The following is a 21459-nucleotide window of genomic DNA, read 5'->3' as shown; positions in this document are numbered from 1 at the left end:
ACGACAGGTCTAAACCAATATTGCCAACGACTCTTGTCATCGGCCCCCGGTGTCTGATGAGCTGTGGTCTGGGACACAACGGACACCCGGGGAAAGGCAGATGTCGTGAGCAATGAAAGCCTGGCCAACCTCCTGAAGGAGGAGCGACGCTTTGCGCCGCCGGCCGACCTGGCCGCGCACGCCAACGTCACGGCGGAGGCGTACGAACAGGCCAAGGCTGACAGGCTCGGCTTCTGGGCCGAGCAGGCCCGCCGGCTGACTTGGGCCAAGGAACCGTCCGAGACGCTGGACTGGTCGAACCCGCCGTTCGCGAAGTGGTTCAAGGACGGCGAGCTCAACGTCGCCTACAACTGCGTGGACCGGCATGTCGAGGCCGGCCGCGGGGACCGGGTCGCCATCCACTTCGAGGGCGAGCCCGGGGACAGCCGCGCGATCACCTACGCGGAGCTGAAGGACGAGGTCTCCAAGGCCGCCAACGCCCTGCTGGAGCTGGGTGTCCGCAAGGGTGACCGGGTCGCCATCTACATGCCGATGATCCCGGAGACCGCGATCGCGATGCTGGCCTCGGCCCGGATCGGCGCCGCGCACTCGGTCGTCTTCGGCGGCTTCTCGGCGGACGCGCTCGCCACCCGGATCCAGGACGCGGACGCCAAGGTCGTCATCACCTCCGACGGCGGCTACCGGCGCGGCAAGCCGTCCGCGCTGAAGCCTGCCGTGGACGACGCGGTCGCGCGCGTGGACAACGTCGAGCACGTGCTGGTGGTGCGCCGTACCGGGCAGGAAGTGGCCTGGGACGACGAGCGCGACGTCTGGTGGCACGAGCTGGTGGAGCGCCAGTCCGCCGAGCACACCCCGGAGGCGTTCGAGGCGGAGCACCCGCTGTTCATCCTCTACACCTCCGGCACGACGGGGAAGCCGAAGGGCATCCTGCACACCTCCGGCGGATACCTCACCCAGGCGGCGTACACGCACTGGGCGGTGTTCGACCTCAAGCCGGAGACGGACGTCTACTGGTGCACGGCGGACGTCGGCTGGGTCACCGGGCACTCGTACATCGTGTACGGGCCGCTGGCCAACGGTGCGACCCAGGTCATGTACGAGGGCACCCCGGACACCCCGCACCAGGGCCGGTTCTGGGAGATCGTGGAGAAGTACCGGGTCACGATCCTCTACACCGCGCCGACGGCGATCCGTACGTTCATGAAGTGGGGCGACGACATCCCCGCGCAGTTCGACCTGTCCTCCCTGCGGGTCCTCGGGTCGGTGGGTGAGCCGATCAACCCCGAGGCGTGGGTCTGGTACCGCAAGCACATCGGCGCCGACCGGACGCCGGTAGTGGACACCTGGTGGCAGACGGAGACCGGCGCGATGATGATCTCGCCGCTGCCCGGCGTGACCGAGGCCAAGCCCGGTTCGGCGCAGCGCGCGCTGCCCGGCATCTCCGCGACCGTCGTCGACGACGAGGCGAACGAGGTGCCCAACGGCGGCGGCGGTTACCTGGTGCTCACCGAGCCGTGGCCGTCGATGCTGCGCACCATCTGGGGCGACGACCAGCGGTTCCTCGACACCTACTGGTCGCGTTTCGAGGGCAAGTACTTCGCCGGTGACGGCGCGAAGAAGGACGACGACGGGGACATCTGGCTGCTGGGCCGGGTGGACGACGTGATGCTGGTGTCCGGGCACAACATCTCCACCACGGAGGTGGAGTCGGCGCTCGTGTCGCACCCGTCGGTCGCCGAGGCGGCCGTCGTCGGCGCCGCCGACGAGACCACCGGCCAGGCCATCGTCGCCTTCGTCATCCTGCGCGGCACGGCGTCCGAGGACGACAAGCTGATCGGCGAGCTGCGCGACCACGTCGGCACCACGCTCGGCCCGATCGCCAAGCCGAAGCGGGTCCTGCCGGTCGCCGAGCTGCCGAAGACCCGCTCCGGCAAGATCATGCGCCGGCTCCTGCGGGACGTGGCCGAGAACCGCCAGCTCGGTGACGTCACCACGCTGACCGACTCGACGGTCATGGACTTCATCCAGGCCAAGCTCCCGGCGGCGCCCAGCGAGGACTAGGCGGTACGGCACCACGCAGTACGGCACCAAGGGGCGCCCGGCGAAAACACGCCGGGTGCCCTTTTTGTGCCTAGCGTAAGAGCCACCGGATGCACCCATCGGCAACTTTAGGTAAACTAAGCAAAGTCCTCGAACGCGAAAAGATGCCCAAGGTGTGCCGGGAAGTCTGGTCGGCAGAGCCGTCGGCGACCCTCGCGACGGCCGACAACCGCCGTACCGACCCGGAGGTCCCCGCCGTGGCCGCGCCCCGCACCCCGAACACCGCCCGCAAGATCCTGGGACGCCTGTCCCTGCCCGAGCGGACGTTCGTCGCGGACGCGCTGCGCGCCGAGACCGTCGGCGGCGTCCTGCTTCTGATCGCCGCGGTGACGGCGCTGGTCTGGGCGAACATCCCGGCCCTGCACCACAGCTACGAGACGGCCGCCGACTTCCACTTCGGCCCCCAGGTCCTCGGCCTGAACCTGTCCGTGGCCCACTGGGCCGCCGACGGCCTCCTCGCCGTCTTCTTCTTCGTCGCCGGCATCGAGCTCAAGCGCGAGCTGGTCGCCGGGGACCTGCGCGACCCCCGGGCGGCTGTGCTGCCCGTGGTGGCCGCGCTGTGCGGCATGGCCGTACCGGCGCTCGTCTACACCCTCACCAACCTCACCGGGCACGGCTCCACCCAGGGCTGGGCGGTGCCCACCGCCACCGACATCGCCTTCGCGCTTGCCGTCCTCGCGGTCATCGGCACCTCACTGCCCAGTTCCCTGCGTGCCTTCCTGCTCACCCTCGCGGTCGTCGACGACCTGTTCGCGATCCTGATCATCGCGATCTTCTTCACCGACCGGATCGACTTCGCCGCGCTCGGCGGGGCGGTCGCCGGACTGGTCGTCTTCTGGCTGCTGCTGCGCAAGGGCGTACGCGGCTGGTACGTGTACGTACCGCTGGCCGTCGTCGTCTGGGCACTGATGTACAACAGCGGCGTGCACGCCACCATCGCCGGCGTGGCGATGGGCCTGATGCTGCGCTGCACCACCCGTGAGGGTGAGGAGCACTCGCCGGGCGAGCACATCGAGCACCTGGTGCGGCCGCTGTCGGCCGGTCTCGCCGTACCGCTGTTCGCACTGTTCAGCGCCGGAGTGTCGGTCTCCGGCGGGTCCCTCGGGTATGTGTTCACCAGGCCGGAGACGCTCGGGGTGGTGCTCGGGCTGGTCGTCGGCAAGACACTCGGCATCTTCGGCGGCACCTGGCTGACCGCGCGCTTCACCCGGGCCTCGCTCAGCGAGGACCTGGCCTGGGCCGATGTCTTCGCGGTGGCCTCCCTCGCCGGAATCGGCTTCACCGTCTCGCTGCTCATCGGCGAGCTGGCCTTCGAGGGTGACACGGTCCTGACCGGCGAGGTGAAGACGGCCGTCCTCGCCGGATCGCTGATCGCGGCCGTGTGTGCCACGGTGCTGCTGAAGATACGCAACGCCAGGTACCGCAGGCTGTGGGAGGAGGAAGAGCGCGACGAGGACCTGGACGGCATCCCGGACGTCTACGAGCAGGACGACCCGGCCTACCACCTGCGGATGGCGGACATCTTCGAGCGCAAGGCCGCCGAGCACCGGCGCATCGCCGCCGAGAAGGCCGCCGCGGCGCGCCACGGGCTTACGGAAGTACCGGGCGGGGCAGGCGAGGAGGACGGTCGTCCGGCATGATCTGACGAGACGGTACAAATCAAGACGGCACGTAAGACTTCAGAGGGAGAACGCGATGAGCGCACCCGACGGCAGCCCGGTCGGCGCCGAACGCAGCATCGGCCAGCTGTTCGCCTCGGCGACGACCGAAATGTCGGCGCTGGTGCACGACGAGATCGCGCTGGCCAAGGCCCAGCTCAAGCAGGACGTCAAGCGCGGCGCGACGAGCGGCGGTGCGTTCTCGGCGGCCGGCGCGGTGCTGCTGTTCTCCCTGCCCATGCTCAACTTCGCGCTGGCGTACGGCATTCGGACCTGGAGCGGCTGGAACCTGGCCATCTGCTTCGTGCTGTCCTTCGCGGCGAACGTCCTCGTCGCCGGCCTGCTCGCGCTGATCGGCGTGGTGTTCGCGAAGAAGGCCAAGAAGAGCCAGGGCCCGCAGAAGGTCGCCGCATCGATGAAGGAGACGGCGAGCGTCCTGCAGAACGCCAAGCCGCACCCTCGCCCGGAGCTGCCGCACGACCGGGTGCCGGAGGCCATCGAGGCCGCGACACGCTCGGCGTCATGACGGAGCCCGCCGCGGCATCGGCCGTAAGGATCGGACTTCCCCACGGGGAAAAGGTGACGCACCGGGACGTCGCCGCCAACGGCGCGCGCTTCCACATCGCCGAACTCGGCGACGGCCCCCTGGTGCTGCTGCTGCACGGCTTCCCCCAGTTCTGGTGGACCTGGCGGCACCAGCTGGTCGCGCTCGCCGACGCGGGATACCGGGCGGTGGCCATGGACCTGCGGGGCGTCGGCGGCAGCGACCGCACCCCGCGCGGGTACGACCCCGCCAACCTCGCCCTGGACGTCACCGGCGTGATCCGCTCGCTCGGCGAGCCGGACGCCGCCCTGGTCGGCCACGACCTGGGCGGCTATCTGGCGTGGACGGCGGCGGCGATGCGGCCCAAGCTCGTACGACGGCTCGCGGTCGTCTCGATGCCGCACCCCCGGCGCTGGCGCTCCGCGATGCTCCGGGACGCCCGGCAGACGGCGGCCAGCTCCTACATCTGGGGCTTCCAGCGGCCGTGGATCCCGGAACGGCAACTGACCGCCGACGACGGCGCGCTGGTGGGCCGGTTGATCCGGGAGTGGTCCGGGCCGCGGCTGCCGGAGGACGAGGACGTGGAGACGTATCAGCGGGCCATGTGCATTCCGTCCACCGCGCATTGTGCGATCGAGCCGTACCGCTGGCTGGTGCGCTCGCTGGCCCGCCCGGACGGCATCCAGTTCAACCGCAGGATGAAGCGGCCGGTGCGGGTGCCGACGCTCCATCTGCACGGCTCACTGGACCCGGTGACCCGGACGCGCAGTGCGGCCGGTTCGGGCGAGTACGTCGAAGCCCCTTACCGCTGGCGCCTGTTCGACGGTCTCGGCCACTTCCCGCACGAGGAGGACCCGGCGGCGTTCTCCACCGAGCTGATCAACTGGCTCAAGGATCCCGAGCCCGACCGGTGACCGGATCGATGCGTGGAGTATCCGGTTCCTGAACACTTGTTCCTCGAACGGCCACATGCCTGCCGCATAGGCCAATTGGGGAGCGCTGACGCGGTTATCGACCTTGGGGCAGGGGCACACGTCGGGGTATGGGCTGGACGCACGACTACAGTGACGCACCCCGCAACCGCCGCTCGGCCGCCGGGCCCGGGTCCTCGCAGCGAGGTACCCCGCAGCTCGCGGAAGCGGACCTCAGGGTGGGAATTCCGCGCATCCTTCGCCGCCGGGCCCGCTGGGTCTCCGTGCGTCTGCGTCACCCGCGCGGCTGAGCCCCGCGGGACGCCTCCACAACTCCCTTACAGGGCGCAGCTGTCGGTGCCCACCTGCTCGTTCGCCGTACGCCCCTGGGTGATGTCCTGCTGGATCTCGTCCGCAGTGAGCGCGTAGCCGGTGTCGGCGTCGTCGAGGGACTTGGCGAACACCACGCCGTACACCTTGCCGTCGGGCGTGAGCAGCGGGCCGCCGGAGTTGCCCTGGCGGACGGTCGCGTACAGGGAGTAGACGTCGCGGCTGACCGTGCCACGGTGGTAGATGTCCGGGCCGTTGGCCGTGATGCGCCCGCGCACGCGCGCGGCGCGGACGTCGTACGAGCCGTTCTCCGGGAAGCCCGCGACGATCGCGCCGTCGCCGCCGGCCGCGTCCCGGGTGGTGAACCGCAGGGCGTTCGCCTTCAGGTCCGGTACGTCGAGTACGGCGATGTCGCGCTTCCAGTCGTACAGGACGACCTTCGCACCGTACTTGCGGCCCTCACCGCCTATCTGCACGCTGGGCGCGTCGACGCCGCCGACCACGTGCGCGTTGGTCATGACGCGGCGGTCGGCGAAGACGAAGCCGGTGCCCTCCAGGACCTTGCCGCAGCTCTGGGCGGTGCCTGTGACCTTGACGATCGACCGCTGGGCCCGGGTGGCGACCTGGCTGTTCGCGAGGGCCGGGTCGGGCGGCCGCACGTCCTTGATCGGCTCGTTGGAGAAGGGGCTGAAGACCTGCGGGAAGCCGTTCTGCGCGAGGACCGAGGTGAAGTCCTTGAACCAGGTGTCGGCCTCAGTGGGCAGTGCCTCCGACACGCCCAGCAGCACCTTGGAGTTGCGGACCTCCTTGCCCAGCGTCGGCAGCGTCGTCTGGGCGAGGGCTGAGCCGATCAGCCAGGCGACGAGCAGCATCGCCACGACGTTGACCAGGGCGCCGCCGGTGGCGTCCAGGGCGCGGGCCGGGGACCAGGTGATGTAGCGGCGCAGCTTGTTGCCGAGGTGGGTGGTCAGCGCCTGGCCGATGGAGGCGCAGACGATGACGACGACCACGGCGACGACGGCGGCGGTGGTGCCGACTTCCGCGTTGTCGGTCACGGCGTCCCAGATGACGGGCAGTGTGTACACGGCGACGAGACCGCCGCCGAGGAACCCGATCACCGACAGGATGCCGACGACGAAGCCCTGGCGGTAGCCGACGACCGCGAACCACACGGCCGCGACCAGCAACAGGATGTCCAGCACGTTCACTGCTTCAGGCCTCGCCTATTCACTCCGGTCCCAGCAGCGCGGCCGGGGGTCCGGGGGCCCGGCCCCCGGAAAAACACAGCACGGACGACACCCTGTCATGACCGCCAGTCGAGCGGGACCTGCTTCTCTCTGTCCCAGGGGCGCTCCCAGCCCGCGAAATGCAGCAGCCGGTCGATCACTCCGGCCGTGAATCCCCAGACCAGGGCCGATTCGACCAGGAATGCCGGGCCCCGGTGACCGCTGGGGTGGACGGTGGTGGCGCGGTTGGCGGGGTCCGTGAGATCCGCCACGGGGACGGTGAAGACCCGGGCCGTCTCGTTCGGATCGACGACGCCGACCGGGCTGGGCTCGCGCCACCAGCCGAGCACGGGCGTGACGACGAAGCTGCTGACCGGGATGTAGAGGGCGGGCAGGACACCGAAGAGCTGGACACCGGCGGGGTCGAGGCCGGTCTCCTCCTCGGCCTCGCGCAGCGCGGCCCGCAACGGCCCCTCTCCCTGCGGATCACCGTCCTCCGGATCGAGGGCACCGCCGGGGAAGGACGGCTGGCCCGCGTGGGAGCGCAGGGAACCGGCCCGCTCCATGAGCAGCAGCTCGGGGCCGCCCTCGCCGTCACCGAACAGGATCAGCACGGCCGACTGCCGACCCGAGCCGTTCTCCGGCGGCAGGAAGCGGCTGAGCTGGAGCGGCTCGACCGTCTCCGCCGCCCGCACCACCGGGTCCAGCCAGCCCGGCAGGCCCTCCTTGCTCAGCGTCACCGGCTCCTTGTCCGTATCGTGTGTGTACGTCATCGCCACCCCCGTCCTGCCGTGTCCAACGCCCGAGCGCACCGAGATCGTTCCGTCATCCGGCCCCCAGCGGCGGCGCCGGCTTGCCGCCGGCGTCGAGATAGGCCTGCGGAGGCTTCAGGCGCTGGCCCGGGAATCCGCCCTTCTCGTACTTCAGGAGCTTCTTCGCCTTCTCCGGGTCGGTCTCGCCCTCGCCGAAGGCCGGGCAGAGCGGGGCGATGGGGCAGGCGCCGCAGGCGGGCTTGCGGGCGTGGCAGATGCGGCGGCCGTGCCAGATGACGTGGTGGGACAGGTCGGTCCAGTCGCCTTTGGGAAACAGCGCGCCGACGGCCGCCTCGATCTTGTCGGGGTCGGTCTCGGCGGTCCACTGCCAGCGCCGCACCAGCCGCTGGAAGTGCGTGTCGACGGTGATCCCGGGCCGTCCGAAGGCGTTGCCGAGGACGACGAAGGCGGTCTTGCGACCGACGCCGGGGAGCTTGACCAGGTCCTCCAGCTTTCCGGGCACCTCGCCGCCGTAGTCCTCGACGAGGGCCTTGGAGAGCCCTATGACCGACCTGGTCTTGGCCCGGAAGAAGCCGCAGGGGCGCAGGATCTCCTCGACGTCCTCCGGGTTGGCGGCCGCCAGGTCCTCGGGAGCGGGGTACCTGGCGAACAGCGCCGGGGTCGTCTGGTTGACCCGCAGGTCGGTGGTCTGGGCGGACAGCACCGTGGCGACCAGCAGCTGGAAGGGGCTCTCGAAGTCCAGCTCGGGGTGGGCGTACGGATACACCTCGGCGAGCTCGCGGTCGATCCGGCGGGCACGGCGGACCAGAGCGGTGCGCGACTCGTTGGCAGCCGGCTTTTTGCGGGGTACCTTTTGACCTGATTTAACGGTTCTACTACTACCGCCGGGGCCTTGTTCGCCCACAGCGGAATCCCGACGTACAACCACCCGCGCAGCCCCCTTGGCCTGTGCTCTCACCGGCGTTTTGGACACCCGGCCAGCCTAAAGCCCGGCACCGACATCCGCCCCGGACCCGGAAGATCAGCCCCCGATTGGACCCCTGCCGCTTACCTTGGGACACCTGTGCGGCATCCTTGTGACAGATCACACTGTTTGGATCGTCCGGCAAGATGGGGAGCACGGTCCCCTGGTACCAAGGGGGAGCAAGATCCCCTGAGCAGGTCGACAAGGAGAGAACTCGTGGACGACGTTCTGCGGCGCAACCCGCTCTTCGCGGCTCTCGACGACGAGCAGTCCGCGGAGCTGCGCGCCTCCATGAGTGAGGTGACCCTCGCACGTGGCGACTCCCTGTTCCACGAGGGCGACCCGGGTGACCGGCTCTACGTCGTCACCGAGGGCAAGGTCAAGCTTCACCGCACCTCGCCCGACGGCCGCGAGAACATGCTGGCCGTGGTCGGCCCCGGCGAGCTCATCGGCGAGCTGTCCCTCTTCGACCCCGGCCCGCGCACGGCGACCGCCACCGCGCTGACCGAGGTCAAGCTGCTGGGCCTGGGCCACGGCGACCTCCAGCCCTGGCTGAACGCCCGCCCCGAGGTGGCGACCGCGCTGCTGCGCGCCGTCGCCCGTCGGCTGCGCAAGACCAACGACGCCATGTCGGACCTGGTCTTCTCCGACGTACCCGGCCGTGTGGCGCGGGCCCTGCTGGACCTCTCCCGCCGTTTCGGCGTGCAGTCCGAGGAGGGCATCCACGTCGTCCACGACCTCACGCAGGAGGAGCTGGCCCAGCTGGTCGGCGCCTCGCGCGAGACGGTGAACAAGGCGCTGGCGGACTTCGCCCAGCGCGGATGGCTCCGCCTGGAGGCGCGAGCCGTGATCCTGCTGGACGTCGAGAGGCTGGCCAAGCGGTCGCGCTGAGGTCCCCGGGGACTGAAGAGCGTCGTGGCCTCGCCGGAAAATACCGGCTGCGGCCCGCCCGGCCAGGCACAGTGAGCGCATGGCCGAACCTCCAGTCCCCCACGGTCTCGACGCGCAGGGCTGCATCGCCCGCGAAGGCTCCCTCGCGCTCGTGCCGCACGCGTTCCGCCCGGTCGTGGTCGCCGCGCGCGACCGACTGCTGGACACTCTCGGGGCGCGGCTGCACAGCGCCTACCTCTACGGGTCGGTCCCGCGCGGTACCGCGCGCGTGGGACGCAGCGATCTGGACCTGCTGGTCGCCCTGCGCGAGGAGCCGGCCGACGCCGACCGGGAGGCGGTCCGTGCCCTCGGCGAGGCGCTCGACAAGGAGTTCGCGCAGATCGACGGCGTGGGCACACTGCTGTACGGCCGGACGCGGCTGCTGAGCGAGCCGGAGACGTACGACCTGGGCTGGTTCCTGGCCTGCCTGTGCACCCCGCTGCTCGGGGACGACCTCGCCGAGTACCTGCCCCGCTACCGCCCGGACTCCCTGCTCGCCCGTGAGACCAACGGCGACCTGGCGCGTCTCCTGCCCCGCTGGCGGGAACGGATCGACGCCGCCGGGGACTCCGAGGAGGCTCTCCGTCCCCTGGTGCGGTTCATGTCCCGGCACCTCGTACGCACCGGCTTCACTCTCGTCATGCCCCGCTGGAGCGGCTGGACCAGCGATCTGCGGGAGATGGCCGAGGTGTTCGGCGCGTACTACCCCCAGCGGGCCGCGCAGCTGCTCAGGGCGGCCGAGTACGGCCACGAGCCCGCCGGCGACGCGGACGTCCTGCGTTCGTACACGGACGACCTCGGTCCCTGGCTCGCCGGGGAGTACGCGCGCGTGCACGGCGTGAAGGCTCCCCGGCCCGACTGAGCCGTACCGGGCCGGACCGCGCCGGGACCAGACCGGACTGGGCCGGGACTAGATGAGCCCGTGCTCGCCGAGATACTCCAGCTGGGCCCGCACCGACAGCTCGGCCGCCGGCCACAGGGAGCGGTTCACATCGGCGTACACATGGGCGACGACCTCGGCGGGGGTGCGGTAGCCGTCCTCGACCGCCGTCTCGACCTGGGCGAGGCGGTGCGCGCGGTGGGCGAGGTAGAACTCGACCGCGCCCTGGGCGTCCTCCAGGACCGGCCCATGGCCCGGCAGCACCGTGTGCACGCCGTCGTCCACGGTCAGCGACCGCAGGCGGCGCAGGGAGTCGAGATAGTCACCCAGGCGGCCGTCCGGGTGCGCCACGACGGTCGTGCCGCGCCCGAGGATGGTGTCGCCGGTCAGCACCGCCTGGTCGGCCGGAAGGTGGAAGCACAGGGAGTCCGCGGTGTGCCCCGGGGTCGGTACGACCCGCAGCTCAAGGCCACCGACAGCGATCACGTCCCCGGCGGCCAGGCCCTCTTCCCCGAGCCGCAGCGCCGGGTCGAGGGCACGCACGCGCGTGCCGCTCAGCTCGGCGAACCGGGCGGCACCCTCGGCGTGGTCGGGGTGGCCGTGGGTGAGCAGGGTGAGGGCGACCCGCTTGCCGGCCCGCTCGGCCGTGTCGACGACGTTGCGCAGGTGGCCGTCGTCCAGAGGGCCCGGGTCGATCACCACCGCCAGGTCGGAGTCGGGCTCGGCCACGATCCAGGTGTTGGTGCCGTCCAGGGTCATCGCGGAGGCGTTGGGCGCCAGCACGTTGACGGCCCGTCGGGTCGCCGGTCCCGACAGAACGCCGCCCCGGGGCTGGCCGGGCAGGGCTGCTGCGTCGGTCATGCGGGGCCTCCACCGGGGCTCGGAGCGGTCGGTATGTGCTTGGTGAACTCGTCGTGCCCCGGCCAGGACAGCACGATCTCGCCGTCCTCCAGACGGGCACGCGCCAGCACCGGGGTCATGTCCCGCGCGGGCGCGTCGGCGAGCGCCTCGGCGGCGGTGCCGTACGGAAGCAGCTGGCGCAGGGTGGCGATGGTGGGCGGCATCATCAGCAGCTCGCCCTTGTCGTACCCGGCGGCGGCCTCCGCGGGGCGGATCCACACCGTGCGGTCGGCCTCCGTGGAGGCGTTGCGGGTGCGCTGGCCCTCGGGGAGTACGGCGGCGAAGAACCAGGTGTCGTAGCGGCGGGCCTCGAACTCCGGGGTGATCCAGCGGGTCCAGGCACCCAGCAGGTCGGAGCGCAGCACCAGGCCGCGGCGGTCCAGGAACTCGGCGAAGGACAGCTCGCGCGCGACCAGGGCCGCACGGTCGGCCTCCCAGTCGTCCCCGGTGGTGTCACCGACGACGGAGTCCGGGTCGGGTCCGGCGAGCAGGACGCCCGCCTCCTCGTACGTCTCGCGGACGGCCGCGCAGACGATCGCCTGGGCGCCGGACTCGTCGACGCCGAGCCGGTTGGCCCACCACGCGCGCGTGGGGCCCGCCCAGCGGACCTGGCGGTCGTCGTCGCGCGGGTCTACGCCGCCACCGGGATATGCGTACGCGCCTCCGGCGAAGGCCATGGAGGCGCGTCTGCGCAGCATGTGGACGACCGGGCCGGCCGTGGTGTCCTTCAGGAGCAGGACCGTGGCCGCGCGCCTGGGGGACACCGGTGTGAGGGTGCCCTCCGCGAGCGCGCGGATGCGGTCGGGCCACTCCGGGGGGTACCACTGCCCATTCGCCATGGCCGGAGGCTATCCCGTATAGGGCGAATGTTCGAGAGGTGCCCGAGGTCAGAGGGGCTGCGGCGAACGGCGAGCCGGGTTACGGCACCAGCTCGACCTGGATCTCGACCTCCACCGGCGCGTCCAGCGGCAGCACCGCGACGCCCACCGCGCTGCGGGCGTGCACGCCCTTGTCGCCGAGGACCTCGCCCAGCAGCTCGCTGGCGCCGTTGAGGACAGCGGGCTGCCCGGTGAAGTCGGAGGCCGAGGCGACGAAGCCGACGACCTTCACCACGCGCTTGATGCGGTCCAGGTCGCCGGTCACGGACTTCACGGCGGCCAGCGCGTTCAGCGCGCAGGTACGGGCCAGATCCTTGGCCTCCTCCGGCGTGACCTCGGCGCCCACCTTGCCGGTGATGGGCAGCTTGCCCTGCACCATCGGCAGCTGGCCGGCGGTGTACACGTACACGCCGGACTGCACGGCCGGCTGGTACGCGGCCAGCGGCGGTACGACCTCCGGCAGGGTCAGGCCCAGTTCGGCCAGCTTGGCCTCGACCGCGCTCACGCCTGCTTCTCCCGCTTCAGGTAGGCCACGAGCTGTTCGGGGTTGTTGGGCCCGGGCACGACCTGGACGAGCTCCCAGCCGTCCTCGCCCCAGGTGTCCAGAATCTGCTTCGTGGCATGGACGAGCAGCGGCACGGTTGCGTATTCCCACTTGGTCATGGGGCCGACTGTAGCCGCTGTTATCCACAGCCTCCCGCGTGCCTGTCGGCCGGACTGGTTAGTCTCGAAGACGTGAGCAGGCTCCAGGTCGTCAGCGGCAAGGGCGGGACCGGAAAGACGACGGTCGCCGCCGCACTCGCGCTGGCCCTCGCGACCGAGGGGAAGCGGACGCTTCTCGTGGAGGTCGAGGGCCGGCAGGGCATCGCACAGCTCTTCGAGACAGAAGCGCTGCCCTATGAGGAGCGGAAGATCGCGGTCGCTCCGGGCGGCGGGGAGGTGTATGCCCTCGCCATCGATCCCGAACTGGCCCTTCTGGACTATCTCCAGATGTTCTACAAGCTCGGCGGCGCCGGCCGGGCCCTGAAGAAGCTCGGCGCGATCGACTTCGCCACCACCGTCGCGCCGGGTCTCAGGGACGTCCTCCTCACCGGCAAGGCGTGCGAGGCGGTGCGCCGCAAGGACAAGTCCGGCAGGTTCGCCTATGACTACGTCGTCATGGACGCCCCGCCCACCGGCCGCATCACCCGCTTCCTCAACGTCAACGACGAGGTCGCCGGGCTCGCGAAGATCGGCCCGATACACAATCAGGCGCAGGCGGTGATGCGGGTGCTGAAGTCGCCCGAGACGGCGGTGCACCTGGTGACGCTGTTGGAGGAGATGCCCGTCCAGGAGACCGCCGACGGCATCGCCGAACTCCGTGCGGCCCGGCTGCCGGTGGGCAGGGTCATCGTGAACATGGTCCGGCCCCAGGCGCTGGACGCGACCGACCTGGAACTCGTACGGACCGTGCCGCGTTCTTCCCTTGCGCGCGCCTTGTCGGCCGCCGGGCTCGGCGGGGCGCGGCGGGGCGGGCACGCCGAGCGGCTGGTGGACCCGCTGCTGGCGCAGGCCGCGGAGTACGCCGAGCGGTACGCGCTGGAGGAGGAGCAGCGCGCGGTCCTCGGCGAGCTGGGCCTGCCGCTGCACGAGCTGCCACTGCTCGCCGAGGGCATGGACCTCGCGGGCCTGTACGAACTAGCCACCGAACTGCGGAAGCAGGGGTTGTCATGAATCCCGACCCGGCCGACGCCCAGGAAGCCGTCCGCCCTCGTCTGTCCCCCACGCGCGTGCTCGAGATCGATCCGCTGCTGGACGACCCGCAGACCCGGATCGTGGTGTGCTGCGGCTCGGGCGGGGTCGGCAAGACGACGACCGCGGCGGCACTGGGCCTGAGGGCGGCCGAGCGGGGCCGCAAGGTGGTCGTCCTCACCATCGACCCGGCCAGGCGGCTCGCCCAGTCGATGGGCATCGACTCCCTGGACAACGTGCCCCGGCGGGTGAAGGGCACCGAGGATCACGCAGGGGCATCGGGCAGCGATTCGGTTGAGGGTGGCGGTGAGCTGCACGCCATGATGCTCGACATGAAGCGCACCTTCGACGAGGTCGTCGAGGCGCACGCGGACCCGGAGCGGGCGGCCGCGATCCTGGCCAACCCGTTCTACCAGTCGCTCTCGGCGGGCTTCGCGGGCACGCAGGAGTACATGGCGATGGAGAAGCTGGGCCAGCTGCGGGCCAGGGACGAGTGGGACCTGATCGTGGTGGACACCCCGCCGTCCCGCTCGGCGCTGGACTTCCTGGACGCGCCCAAGCGGCTCGGCTCCTTCCTGGACGGCCGTCTGATCCGCCTGCTGACCGCCCCGGCGAAGCTCGGTGGCCGCGCGGGGATGGCCTTCCTCAATGTCGGCATGTCGATGATGACCGGCACGCTGGGCAAGCTGCTGGGCGGTCAGCTGCTGAAGGACGTCCAGACCTTCGTGGCCGCGATGGACACCACCTTCGGTGGGTTTCGTACGCGAGCGGACGCCACGTACAAGCTGCTCCAGGCGCCCGGTACGGCGTTCCTGGTGGTGGCGGCCCCGGAGCGGGACGCGCTGCGCGAGGCCGCGTACTTCGTGGAGCGGCTGGCCGCGGAAGACATGCCGCTGGTGGGTCTGGTCCTCAACCGGGTCCACGGCAGCGGCGCCGGCCGGCTGTCGGCCGAGCGGGCGCTCGCCGCCGCGGAAAATCTTGAGGAGCCCCGCATTGTGGATCAGGGGGGCGGGAAAGCTGGACTTCGTAACTCTCCCGACACGTACGACAGTTCAGAATCTCCCGCTTCCGCAACACCGGCTCCGGACGACGGCTCCCCCGCCGCAGACGACGGTTCCCCCGGTGCGGACACGGAGCGCTCCGTGGACCAGTTGACCGCAGGCCTGCTGAGGCTGCACGCCGAGCGTATGCAGCTGCTCTCGCGCGAGCAGCGCACGCGTGACCGCTTCACCGCCCGCCACCCGGAGGTGGCGGTCGTCGAGGTACCCGCACTGCCCGGTGACGTGCACGACCTCACGGGCCTGCGCACCATCGGGGACCGGCTGGCGGAGGGGCGGACGGATCTGTCGTAGCACTCGCCCCGGACGGCGGAGCACTCGTGGCCCCGGCCCGGTACGTGCGCACGCCCGACTGAGCTGCGGCCGTGATTGCGCCGACAGGGTGGCGCGCCGACGGTTCCCCGCTCGGGGCACGCCGGCCCAGCGGGCGGAAACCTCAGAGGCACGCCCCCGCACAGCGGATGTCCCCGCGCGTGTTCCGGCGCTTTCGCCAGCAGGTGTTGGCCCAAGACACACGTCCGACCGCTGCTTCCCATGCCTCATGGCCGGTCGGAGTGGCCCCAGACTATGCCGGGGGCGATGCCCTCAGCTCACCGCCGCGTAGTGCTCGTACACCTCGTCGCTGTCGAGAGGCACGATGCCCGTGCCGCGCTCGTACTCCGAGCGGGCGGTCTCCAGCAGCCTGCGCCAGGAGGTCACGGTGGGCCGCCGGCGCAGCAGTGCGCGGCGCTCGCGCTCCGTCATACCTCCCCACACACCGAACTCCACGCGGTTGTCCAGCGCGTCCGCCAGGCATTCAGTGCGTACCGGGCATCCGGTGCACACCGCCTTGGCCCTGTTCTGCGCTGCTCCCTGAACGAACAGTTCATCCGGATCGGTAGTGCGGCAGGCAGCCTGCGCACTCCAGTCGGTTACCCAGCCCATACCGGCGCCGTCCTCTCCCGAATCGAGGCTCCCCCACGGCGGCAGCGGCATATTCACCGCCGCCAGTTGAGGACGTTACGGAAGGCGGGGACAGCGCAACACCCCCTTCGGGCCCAATCTTGAATGGCCCGAACGGACTATGGGTAAGCGGCAGATCACCCGCGGGAGTGAGCTGACGACATGCGTGATCAACCCGGCAAACCGGGACAGCTATGGTGCGTCACATCGGGCACCAGGTAACACACGAGGCGGATTCGGGCACGTCCCCACCAGAAAATCGGGGTACTTCCGGAACGATTCGGGGTCGCCGGACGTATTGATACGTGGCCGCACTGCTGTGACAGTTGAGAGCAGCTTAGGCCAAGGCCTGAGCGTGTGTCCGGCGAATGAGAAGGTAGGCGTCCCGCTTTGCCGTGCTGTGACGCGCCCCTGCCATCGGCGTGCCCTGATGCCCCCGTACCGGACATCCCGGACGTCACGATCCGGCACCCGAACATCCCGAGAAGCCGTCGCTCCTTCGGAACGCTTATCAGTACGGCTTAGGCTGCCCCCATGCCAAAGAAGCGCTCGGGCGGTGGCCTGTCGGCAACGCAGCAGGCCGCCAAGTTCCTCGGAGTCAGTGTGCTCGCGGGAGCCGTGATGGCCGGCATCGCGCTGCCCGCGGCCGGCGCGCTCGGACTCGCGGCCAAAGGTTCCGTCAAGGGATTCGACGAGATCCCGGCCAACCTCAAGAGCCCCCAGCTCAGCCAGCGCACGACCATACTGGACAGCAAGGGCAACCAGCTCGCGACCGTGTACTCCCGCGACCGCACGGTGGTGGAGCTCAAGGACATCTCGCCGTACATCCAGAAGGCGATCGTCGCGATCGAGGACTCCCGTTTCTACAAGCACGGCGCGATCGACCTCAAGGGCGTGCTGCGCGCCCTGAACAAGAACGCGCAGAGCGGCGGGGTGTCCCAGGGCGCCTCGACGCTCACCCAGCAGCTGGTGAAGAACTACTTCATCGAGGAGGCCGGCGACGACCCGACCAAGGTCGCCGAGGCCACCCAGCAGACCCTCGGCCGCAAGGTCCGCGAGCTGAAGTACGCGATCCAGATCGAGGAGAAGCTCGGCAAGAAGCGGATCCTCGAGAACTACCTGAACATCACGTTCTTCGGCGAGCAGGCCTACGGCGTCGAAGCGGCCTCGCAGCGCTACTTCTCCAAGCACGCCAAGGACCTGAACCTGCAGGAATCGGCGCTGCTGGCCGGCATCGTCCAGTCCCCGAGCCGCTACGACCCGGTGAACGACGAGGCGGAGGCCGCCAAGCGCCGCAACACCGTCCTGCAGCGCATGGCCGAGGTCGGCGACATCTCCCAGGCGGAGGCCGACCAGGCCAAGGAGAAGCCGCTCGGCCTGCACGTCAGCCGGCCGAAGAACGGCTGCATCACGGCCACCAAGGGCGCCGCGTTCTTCTGCAAGTACGTGGAGAAGGTCTTCCTGACCGACCCGACCTTCGGCAAGACCCGTGAGGAGCGCGCCAAGCTCTGGAACCGCGGCGGCCTGACCATCCGTACGACACTGGACCCGCAGGCCCAGGAGTCCGTCCAGGACTCCCTGAAGGAACACGTCTACAAGTCCGACAAGGTCGCCGCGGCCACCACCCTGGTCGAGCCCGGCACCGGCAAGATTCTGGGCATGGGCCAGTCGAAGCCCTTCGGCTACGGCAACGACGAGACCGAGTACAACTTCTCGGTCAACCGCGACATGGGCGGCTCCAACTACGGCTTCCCGACCGGTTCGACCTTCAAGCCGTTCGTGGCCGCGGCCGCGATCGAGGGCGGCAAGCCGGCGACCCAGCAGTACTCGGCGCCGTACAAGATGAACTACCCGAGCCCGGTCCAGCGGTGCAGCACCAACCCCTACGTCAACACCAAGGCCGAGACGGTAGAGAACGAGAACGAGTCGGAGCGCGGCCCGTACCGCATGAAGGAGGCGATGGCCAAGTCCATCAACACCTACTTCGTGCAGCTGATCTCCGACATCGGTCTGTGCCCGGTGGTGAAGATGACCGACGCGCTGCACGTGGTGCAGGGCGACGGCTCGAAGCTCCCGGAGACCCCCTCCATCGCCCTCGGTTCGATCGGCCTCTCGCCGCTGACCATGGCGAGCGCGTACGCGACCTTCGCCTCGCGGGGCATGTACTGCACGCCGGTCGCCATCGAGTCGATCACCCAGAGGGTCGACAACGAGCAGAAGTCGCTCGCGGTCCCCAAGTCGACCTGCTCGCGCGCGATGAGCGAGCGGACCGCCGACACCGTCAACACGCTGCTGCGCGGCGTGGTCGACTCCGGTACCGGCCAGCAGGCGGGCCTGACCGATCGTGAGAGCGCGGGCAAGACGGGTACGACCGACGAGCGCAAGAACGCCTGGTTCGTCGGCTACACGCCCAACCTGGCCGGTGCGGTCTGGGTCGGCAGCGCCAAGCAGAACGTGAAGATGAACCAGATCACCATCGGCGGGGTCTACCACGACCTCGTCTTCGGTGGTCAGGTCCCGGGCCCGATCTGGAAGGACGCCATGGCCGGCGCCCTGGAGGGCAAGGACGCTCCGGGGTTCAACCTGGTCGACATCCCCGACGACAAGGGCGACGACGACCGGGGAAGAGGCAACCGGGGGAACGACGGCGGGAAGAACAGGGACAACACGGGCGGGCTGATCGGCGGACTGATCGGCGGCCTCACTGACGGTGGTACGACCCAGGGCACCACGGGTGACACCACCGGCGGCACCTTCCCCACGCCGACCTTCTCCCTTCCCGGCAACTTCATCCGGGGCCAGACCAACGGAGGGAACAAGGGGAACGACAACGGGGGTACTCGGGGCTAGAGACGGCGGGATCCTCCCAGGATCCCGCCCGTCCTTCACGGACCCTCCCTGATCCTTCCGGCAGGACGACGGCGGGGCCGCACCCACAGATGAGGGGTGCGGCCCCGCCGTCGTAGCCTTACCGGAGAACGTCCGAGCGCGGTCCCGGAGGAGCTGCCTCAGCGCCGAAGGATGTGCCTCAGCGCCGAAGGAGCTGCCACGGCCCTGAAAGAGCCGCCTCAGCCCGGGGAATGAGCCGACTCAGCCCTGCAGGAGCTTCTTCACCGCTGCGGCGACGCGGCCGCCCTCGGCCTGACCGGCCACCTTCGGGTTCACGATCTTCATCACGGCACCCATGGCCCGCGGCCCCTCGGCACCGGCCGCCTTCGCCTCCTCGACAGCCTGCGCCACGATCGAGTTCAGCTCCTCGTCGGACAGCGGCTTGGGCAGGTACGCGGCAAGGAGCTCGCCCTCCGCCTTCTCCCGCTCGGCCGACTCGGCACGACCACCCTGCGCGAAGGCGTCCGCGGCCTCGCGGCGCTTCTTCGCCTCCTTGGTGATCACCTTGAGGACCTCGTCGTCGGAGAGCTCGCGCTTCTCCTTGCCCGCGACCTCCTCCTTGGTGATCGCGGCGAGCGTCAGCCGGAGCGTCGAGGAGCGGAGCTCGTCACGCTCCTTGATCGCGGCGTTGAGGTCGTCGTGCAGCTTCGACTTGAGCGTGGTGGTCATGGGCTCGATTGTCGCAGGTACGACCGCTCGGGCGCCCGCTGATTTAGCGGGCGGCCGGTCTCGGGGCCATGGCGGGGTCTGACACGATGGTCGTATGCGCGCGCGATATGGAGTACCCCTGGGAATCATGGCGGCAGGCGCCGCCGGAGTGGCGTACGCGGCGGGCTTCGAGGTCCGCTCCTTCCGCCTCCGACGAGTGACGGTCCCGGTCCTCCCGCCGGGCATGCGCCCGCTGCGCCTGCTCCAGGTCTCCGACATCCACATGGTCGGCGGACAGCGCAAGAAGCAGCGCTGGCTGCAGGCGCTGGCGGGCCTGCGCCCCGACTTCGTGATCAACACCGGCGACAACCTCTCGGACCCCGAGGGCGTCCCCGAGGTCCTCGACGCGCTCGGCCCGCTGATGGAGTTCCCGGGCGCGTACGTCTTCGGCTCCAACGACTACTACGGCCCCAAACTCCGCAACCCCGCCCGCTACTTGCTGGAGAAGACCAACGGCCGCCACGGCCTGAACGGCAACCCGCCGGCCGTGGGCGTGGTCCACAACCCCTGGGAGGACCTCCGCGACGACTTCGACGCGGCGGGCTGGCTGAACCTGACGAACACGCGGAGCGTACTGAAGATCGAGGGCGTGTCGATCGAACTGACCGGCCTGGACGACCCCCACATCAAGCGCGACCGCTACGCCCAGGTGGCCGGCGGCCCCTCGGGCACGTACGACTTCTCAATGGGCGTCGTCCACGCCCCGTACCTGCGCGTCCTCGACTCCTTCACGGCGGACGGCTACCCCCTGGTCCTGGCCGGCCACACCCACGGCGGCCAGCTGTGCATCCCCTTCTACGGCGCCCTGGTCACCAACTGCGACCTGGACACGGACCGCGTGAAGGGCCTCTCCACGCACACGGCTGAGGGCCGTACGTCCTACCTCCACGTCTCGGCGGGCTGCGGCACCAACCGCTACACCCCGGTACGGTTCGCGTGCCCGCCGGAGGCGACGTTGCTGACGTTGGTGGGGCGGGAGTAGGAAGCGGGGGCTGTGAGGGGTGGGGCGCCTGGGGCTGAGGCGGCAGTAAGCACCGGTGTCAGGGCGGTCCGTCGGCCCACCTGGGGCTGAGGCGGCCACAGGAACCGGTGTCAGCGCGGTCGGCCCACCTGGGGACTGAGGCCGCCGCAGGAACCGGTGTCAGCGCGGTCGGGGTAGCCGGGCGGCCTGCGCCGGCCCCAGGATGGGCATTAACCCGCCCGGACCAACCCGGATCGCCCCATTCACCCCCCTTGCCTAGCGTGAGGGCATGACCGCCCCGATACCCAGGGACATCCCGGACCTGCCCGCGGTCCCGGGCCCGCCCCTCCTGCTGCACGCCCCGGTCCCGGCCACAGCGGTGGTGGCCCCGACCCGCCGCCCCCTGGCAGCGATGTTCCGCGTTCTGATCGCCTTCGCGGCGGCTGCCGGCGTCACCCTGGAGCTCCTCCTGGGCACCCCGGCCCGGACCCTGAGCTACTTCAGTATCCAGACCAACATCCTGCTGACCGTGGTCATGCTCCTGTCGGCATCCAGGGCCTGGCGCGCCCGACGCCCCCTGCCGTCGTCGGTGACCGGCGCCACACTCCTCTACGCACTGGTGACGGCGCTGGTCTACCACCTGCTCCTGTCACACACGACGCCCCCGTTCCTCATGACGGACGCGACGGCACCACCCGTACGCTGGCACGCCCAGTGGGCGACCCTCCAGATCCTCCACACGGTGGTCCCGCTGGCGGCGCTCCTGGACTGGCTCTTCCTCACCCCGGCCGCCCGCCTGCACCTCCGCCAGGCAGCGGCCTGGCTCCTCTACCCCCTGGCCTACCTGGCCTTCTCTTTCATCCGGGCAGCCCTCCTCCCCCCATCCACGCCCGCCCGCTACCTCTACCCGTTCCTGGACGTCGACGCCCACGGTTACCGCAGCACCCTGGCGAACGCCCTCCTCATAGGCCTCGCGACATACGCCCTGGCGGTGCTCCTGATCGCCCTGGACCACGTCCGCCCGACCCCGGTCCGACGCCGCGTCTAAACCGGATTTCGTCTCCAGCCACCGGTGG

21 protein-coding genes are annotated in these 21459 nt (G+C 70.3%); 12 read left to right on the top strand and 9 right to left on the bottom strand.

Annotated elements, in window-relative coordinates; genetic code table 11:
- Nucleotides 1-105 precede the first annotated feature (105 nt).
- From acs to ACIRU3_RS26700, 5 genes are all read left to right on the top strand, one after another.
- The gene (acs, locus tag ACIRU3_RS26720; RefSeq protein WP_404060931.1) at nucleotides 106-2061 is read left to right on the top strand and encodes an acetate--CoA ligase; all 1956 of its coding nucleotides are present in this window, start codon (nucleotides 106-108) and stop codon (nucleotides 2059-2061) included.
- A 236-nt stretch (nucleotides 2062-2297) separates the two neighbouring features.
- Nucleotides 2298-3740, top strand: a complete 1443-nt coding sequence (gene nhaA, locus ACIRU3_RS26715; protein ID WP_404061267.1) for a Na+/H+ antiporter NhaA — start codon at nucleotides 2298-2300, stop codon at nucleotides 3738-3740.
- A gap of 55 nt (nucleotides 3741-3795) precedes the next feature.
- Complete coding sequence (locus ACIRU3_RS26710; RefSeq protein ID WP_404060929.1) at nucleotides 3796-4284, top strand: phage holin family protein; 489 nt, start codon at nucleotides 3796-3798, stop codon at nucleotides 4282-4284.
- Entirely contained in the window at nucleotides 4281-5216 is a 936-nt protein-coding gene (locus ACIRU3_RS26705; RefSeq protein WP_404060926.1) for an alpha/beta fold hydrolase, read from the top strand. The genes ACIRU3_RS26710 and ACIRU3_RS26705 overlap by 4 nt, the downstream gene beginning before the upstream one ends.
- A gap of 128 nt (nucleotides 5217-5344) precedes the next feature.
- Nucleotides 5345-5524: a hypothetical protein gene (locus tag ACIRU3_RS26700; protein ID WP_094218398.1), complete on the top strand. Its 180-nt coding sequence runs from the start codon at nucleotides 5345-5347 to the stop codon at nucleotides 5522-5524.
- Between the two features lie 27 nt (nucleotides 5525-5551).
- Here ACIRU3_RS26700 and ACIRU3_RS26695 read toward each other — a convergent pair whose 3' ends face one another.
- The 3 genes from ACIRU3_RS26695 to nth all read right to left on the bottom strand — a co-directional run bounded on the left by ACIRU3_RS26695 (nucleotide 5552) and on the right by nth (nucleotide 8446).
- Entirely contained in the window at nucleotides 5552-6751 is a 1200-nt protein-coding gene (locus ACIRU3_RS26695; RefSeq protein WP_404060923.1) for a MarP family serine protease, read from the bottom strand.
- Between the two features lie 95 nt (nucleotides 6752-6846).
- A complete protein-coding gene (locus ACIRU3_RS26690) occupies nucleotides 6847-7542 on the bottom strand; it encodes an NUDIX hydrolase (protein WP_404060920.1) in 696 nt (231 codons plus the stop codon).
- A gap of 52 nt (nucleotides 7543-7594) precedes the next feature.
- Complete coding sequence (gene nth, locus ACIRU3_RS26685; RefSeq protein ID WP_404060917.1) at nucleotides 7595-8446, bottom strand: endonuclease III; 852 nt, start codon at nucleotides 8444-8446, stop codon at nucleotides 7595-7597.
- A 276-nt stretch (nucleotides 8447-8722) separates the two neighbouring features.
- Between nth and ACIRU3_RS26680 the strand changes: the two genes are divergently transcribed.
- Together ACIRU3_RS26680 and ACIRU3_RS26675 are read left to right on the top strand one after the other, a co-directional pair.
- Nucleotides 8723-9397, top strand: a complete 675-nt coding sequence (locus tag ACIRU3_RS26680; RefSeq protein ID WP_018547939.1) for a Crp/Fnr family transcriptional regulator — start codon at nucleotides 8723-8725, stop codon at nucleotides 9395-9397.
- Between the two features lie 79 nt (nucleotides 9398-9476).
- Nucleotides 9477-10298, top strand: a complete 822-nt coding sequence (locus ACIRU3_RS26675) for a nucleotidyltransferase domain-containing protein (protein WP_404060913.1) — start codon at nucleotides 9477-9479, stop codon at nucleotides 10296-10298.
- A gap of 48 nt (nucleotides 10299-10346) precedes the next feature.
- Here ACIRU3_RS26675 and ACIRU3_RS26670 read toward each other — a convergent pair whose 3' ends face one another.
- The 4 genes from ACIRU3_RS26670 to ACIRU3_RS26655 form a co-directional block, all read right to left on the bottom strand.
- A complete protein-coding gene (locus tag ACIRU3_RS26670; protein ID WP_404060910.1) occupies nucleotides 10347-11177 on the bottom strand; it encodes an MBL fold metallo-hydrolase in 831 nt (276 codons plus the stop codon).
- A complete protein-coding gene (locus tag ACIRU3_RS26665) occupies nucleotides 11174-12055 on the bottom strand; it encodes an NUDIX hydrolase (protein ID WP_404060907.1) in 882 nt (293 codons plus the stop codon). Before ACIRU3_RS26665 ends, ACIRU3_RS26670 begins: the two co-directional genes overlap by 4 nt.
- A gap of 79 nt (nucleotides 12056-12134) precedes the next feature.
- Entirely contained in the window at nucleotides 12135-12599 is a 465-nt protein-coding gene (locus ACIRU3_RS26660) for a RidA family protein (RefSeq protein ID WP_404060904.1), read from the bottom strand.
- Complete coding sequence (locus ACIRU3_RS26655) at nucleotides 12596-12757, bottom strand: DUF4177 domain-containing protein (protein WP_003975360.1); 162 nt, start codon at nucleotides 12755-12757, stop codon at nucleotides 12596-12598. The genes ACIRU3_RS26660 and ACIRU3_RS26655 overlap by 4 nt, the downstream gene beginning before the upstream one ends.
- A gap of 72 nt (nucleotides 12758-12829) precedes the next feature.
- Between ACIRU3_RS26655 and ACIRU3_RS26650 the strand changes: the two genes are divergently transcribed.
- Both ACIRU3_RS26650 and ACIRU3_RS26645 read left to right on the top strand, forming a co-directional pair.
- Nucleotides 12830-13807: an ArsA family ATPase gene (locus ACIRU3_RS26650; RefSeq protein ID WP_404060901.1), complete on the top strand. Its 978-nt coding sequence runs from the start codon at nucleotides 12830-12832 to the stop codon at nucleotides 13805-13807.
- Nucleotides 13804-15177: an ArsA family ATPase gene (locus tag ACIRU3_RS26645; RefSeq protein ID WP_404060898.1), complete on the top strand. Its 1374-nt coding sequence runs from the start codon at nucleotides 13804-13806 to the stop codon at nucleotides 15175-15177. The genes ACIRU3_RS26650 and ACIRU3_RS26645 overlap by 4 nt, the downstream gene beginning before the upstream one ends.
- 291 nt (nucleotides 15178-15468) lie before the next feature.
- On the opposite strand, the gene wblA is transcribed toward ACIRU3_RS26645, so the two are convergent.
- Nucleotides 15469-15807: a transcriptional regulator WblA gene (gene wblA, locus ACIRU3_RS26640; RefSeq protein WP_067046754.1), complete on the bottom strand. Its 339-nt coding sequence runs from the start codon at nucleotides 15805-15807 to the stop codon at nucleotides 15469-15471.
- A gap of 552 nt (nucleotides 15808-16359) precedes the next feature.
- On the opposite strand from wblA, the gene ACIRU3_RS26635 reads away from it, so the two are divergent.
- Nucleotides 16360-18675: a transglycosylase domain-containing protein gene (locus tag ACIRU3_RS26635; RefSeq protein WP_404060895.1), complete on the top strand. Its 2316-nt coding sequence runs from the start codon at nucleotides 16360-16362 to the stop codon at nucleotides 18673-18675.
- A gap of 240 nt (nucleotides 18676-18915) precedes the next feature.
- On the opposite strand, the gene ACIRU3_RS26630 is transcribed toward ACIRU3_RS26635, so the two are convergent.
- A complete protein-coding gene (locus ACIRU3_RS26630) occupies nucleotides 18916-19383 on the bottom strand; it encodes a GatB/YqeY domain-containing protein (protein ID WP_404060892.1) in 468 nt (155 codons plus the stop codon).
- Nucleotides 19384-19477: 94 nt separating this feature from the next.
- Between ACIRU3_RS26630 and ACIRU3_RS26625 the strand changes: the two genes are divergently transcribed.
- Nucleotides 19478-20404 (top strand): metallophosphoesterase, encoded by a 927-nt coding sequence (locus tag ACIRU3_RS26625; protein WP_404060889.1) that lies wholly within the window; start codon nucleotides 19478-19480, stop codon nucleotides 20402-20404.
- A gap of 268 nt (nucleotides 20405-20672) precedes the next feature.
- Nucleotides 20673-21431, top strand: a complete 759-nt coding sequence (locus tag ACIRU3_RS26620; protein ID WP_404060887.1) for a Pr6Pr family membrane protein — start codon at nucleotides 20673-20675, stop codon at nucleotides 21429-21431.
- Nucleotides 21432-21459 lie beyond the last annotated feature (28 nt).

This window comes from Streptomyces sp. NPDC101151, from assembly GCF_044768335.1.
Lineage (GTDB): Bacteria > Actinomycetota > Actinomycetes > Streptomycetales > Streptomycetaceae > Streptomyces.
The sequence above is the reverse complement of the archived record's forward strand: the minus strand, read 5'-3'. Positions and strand labels throughout refer to the sequence as shown.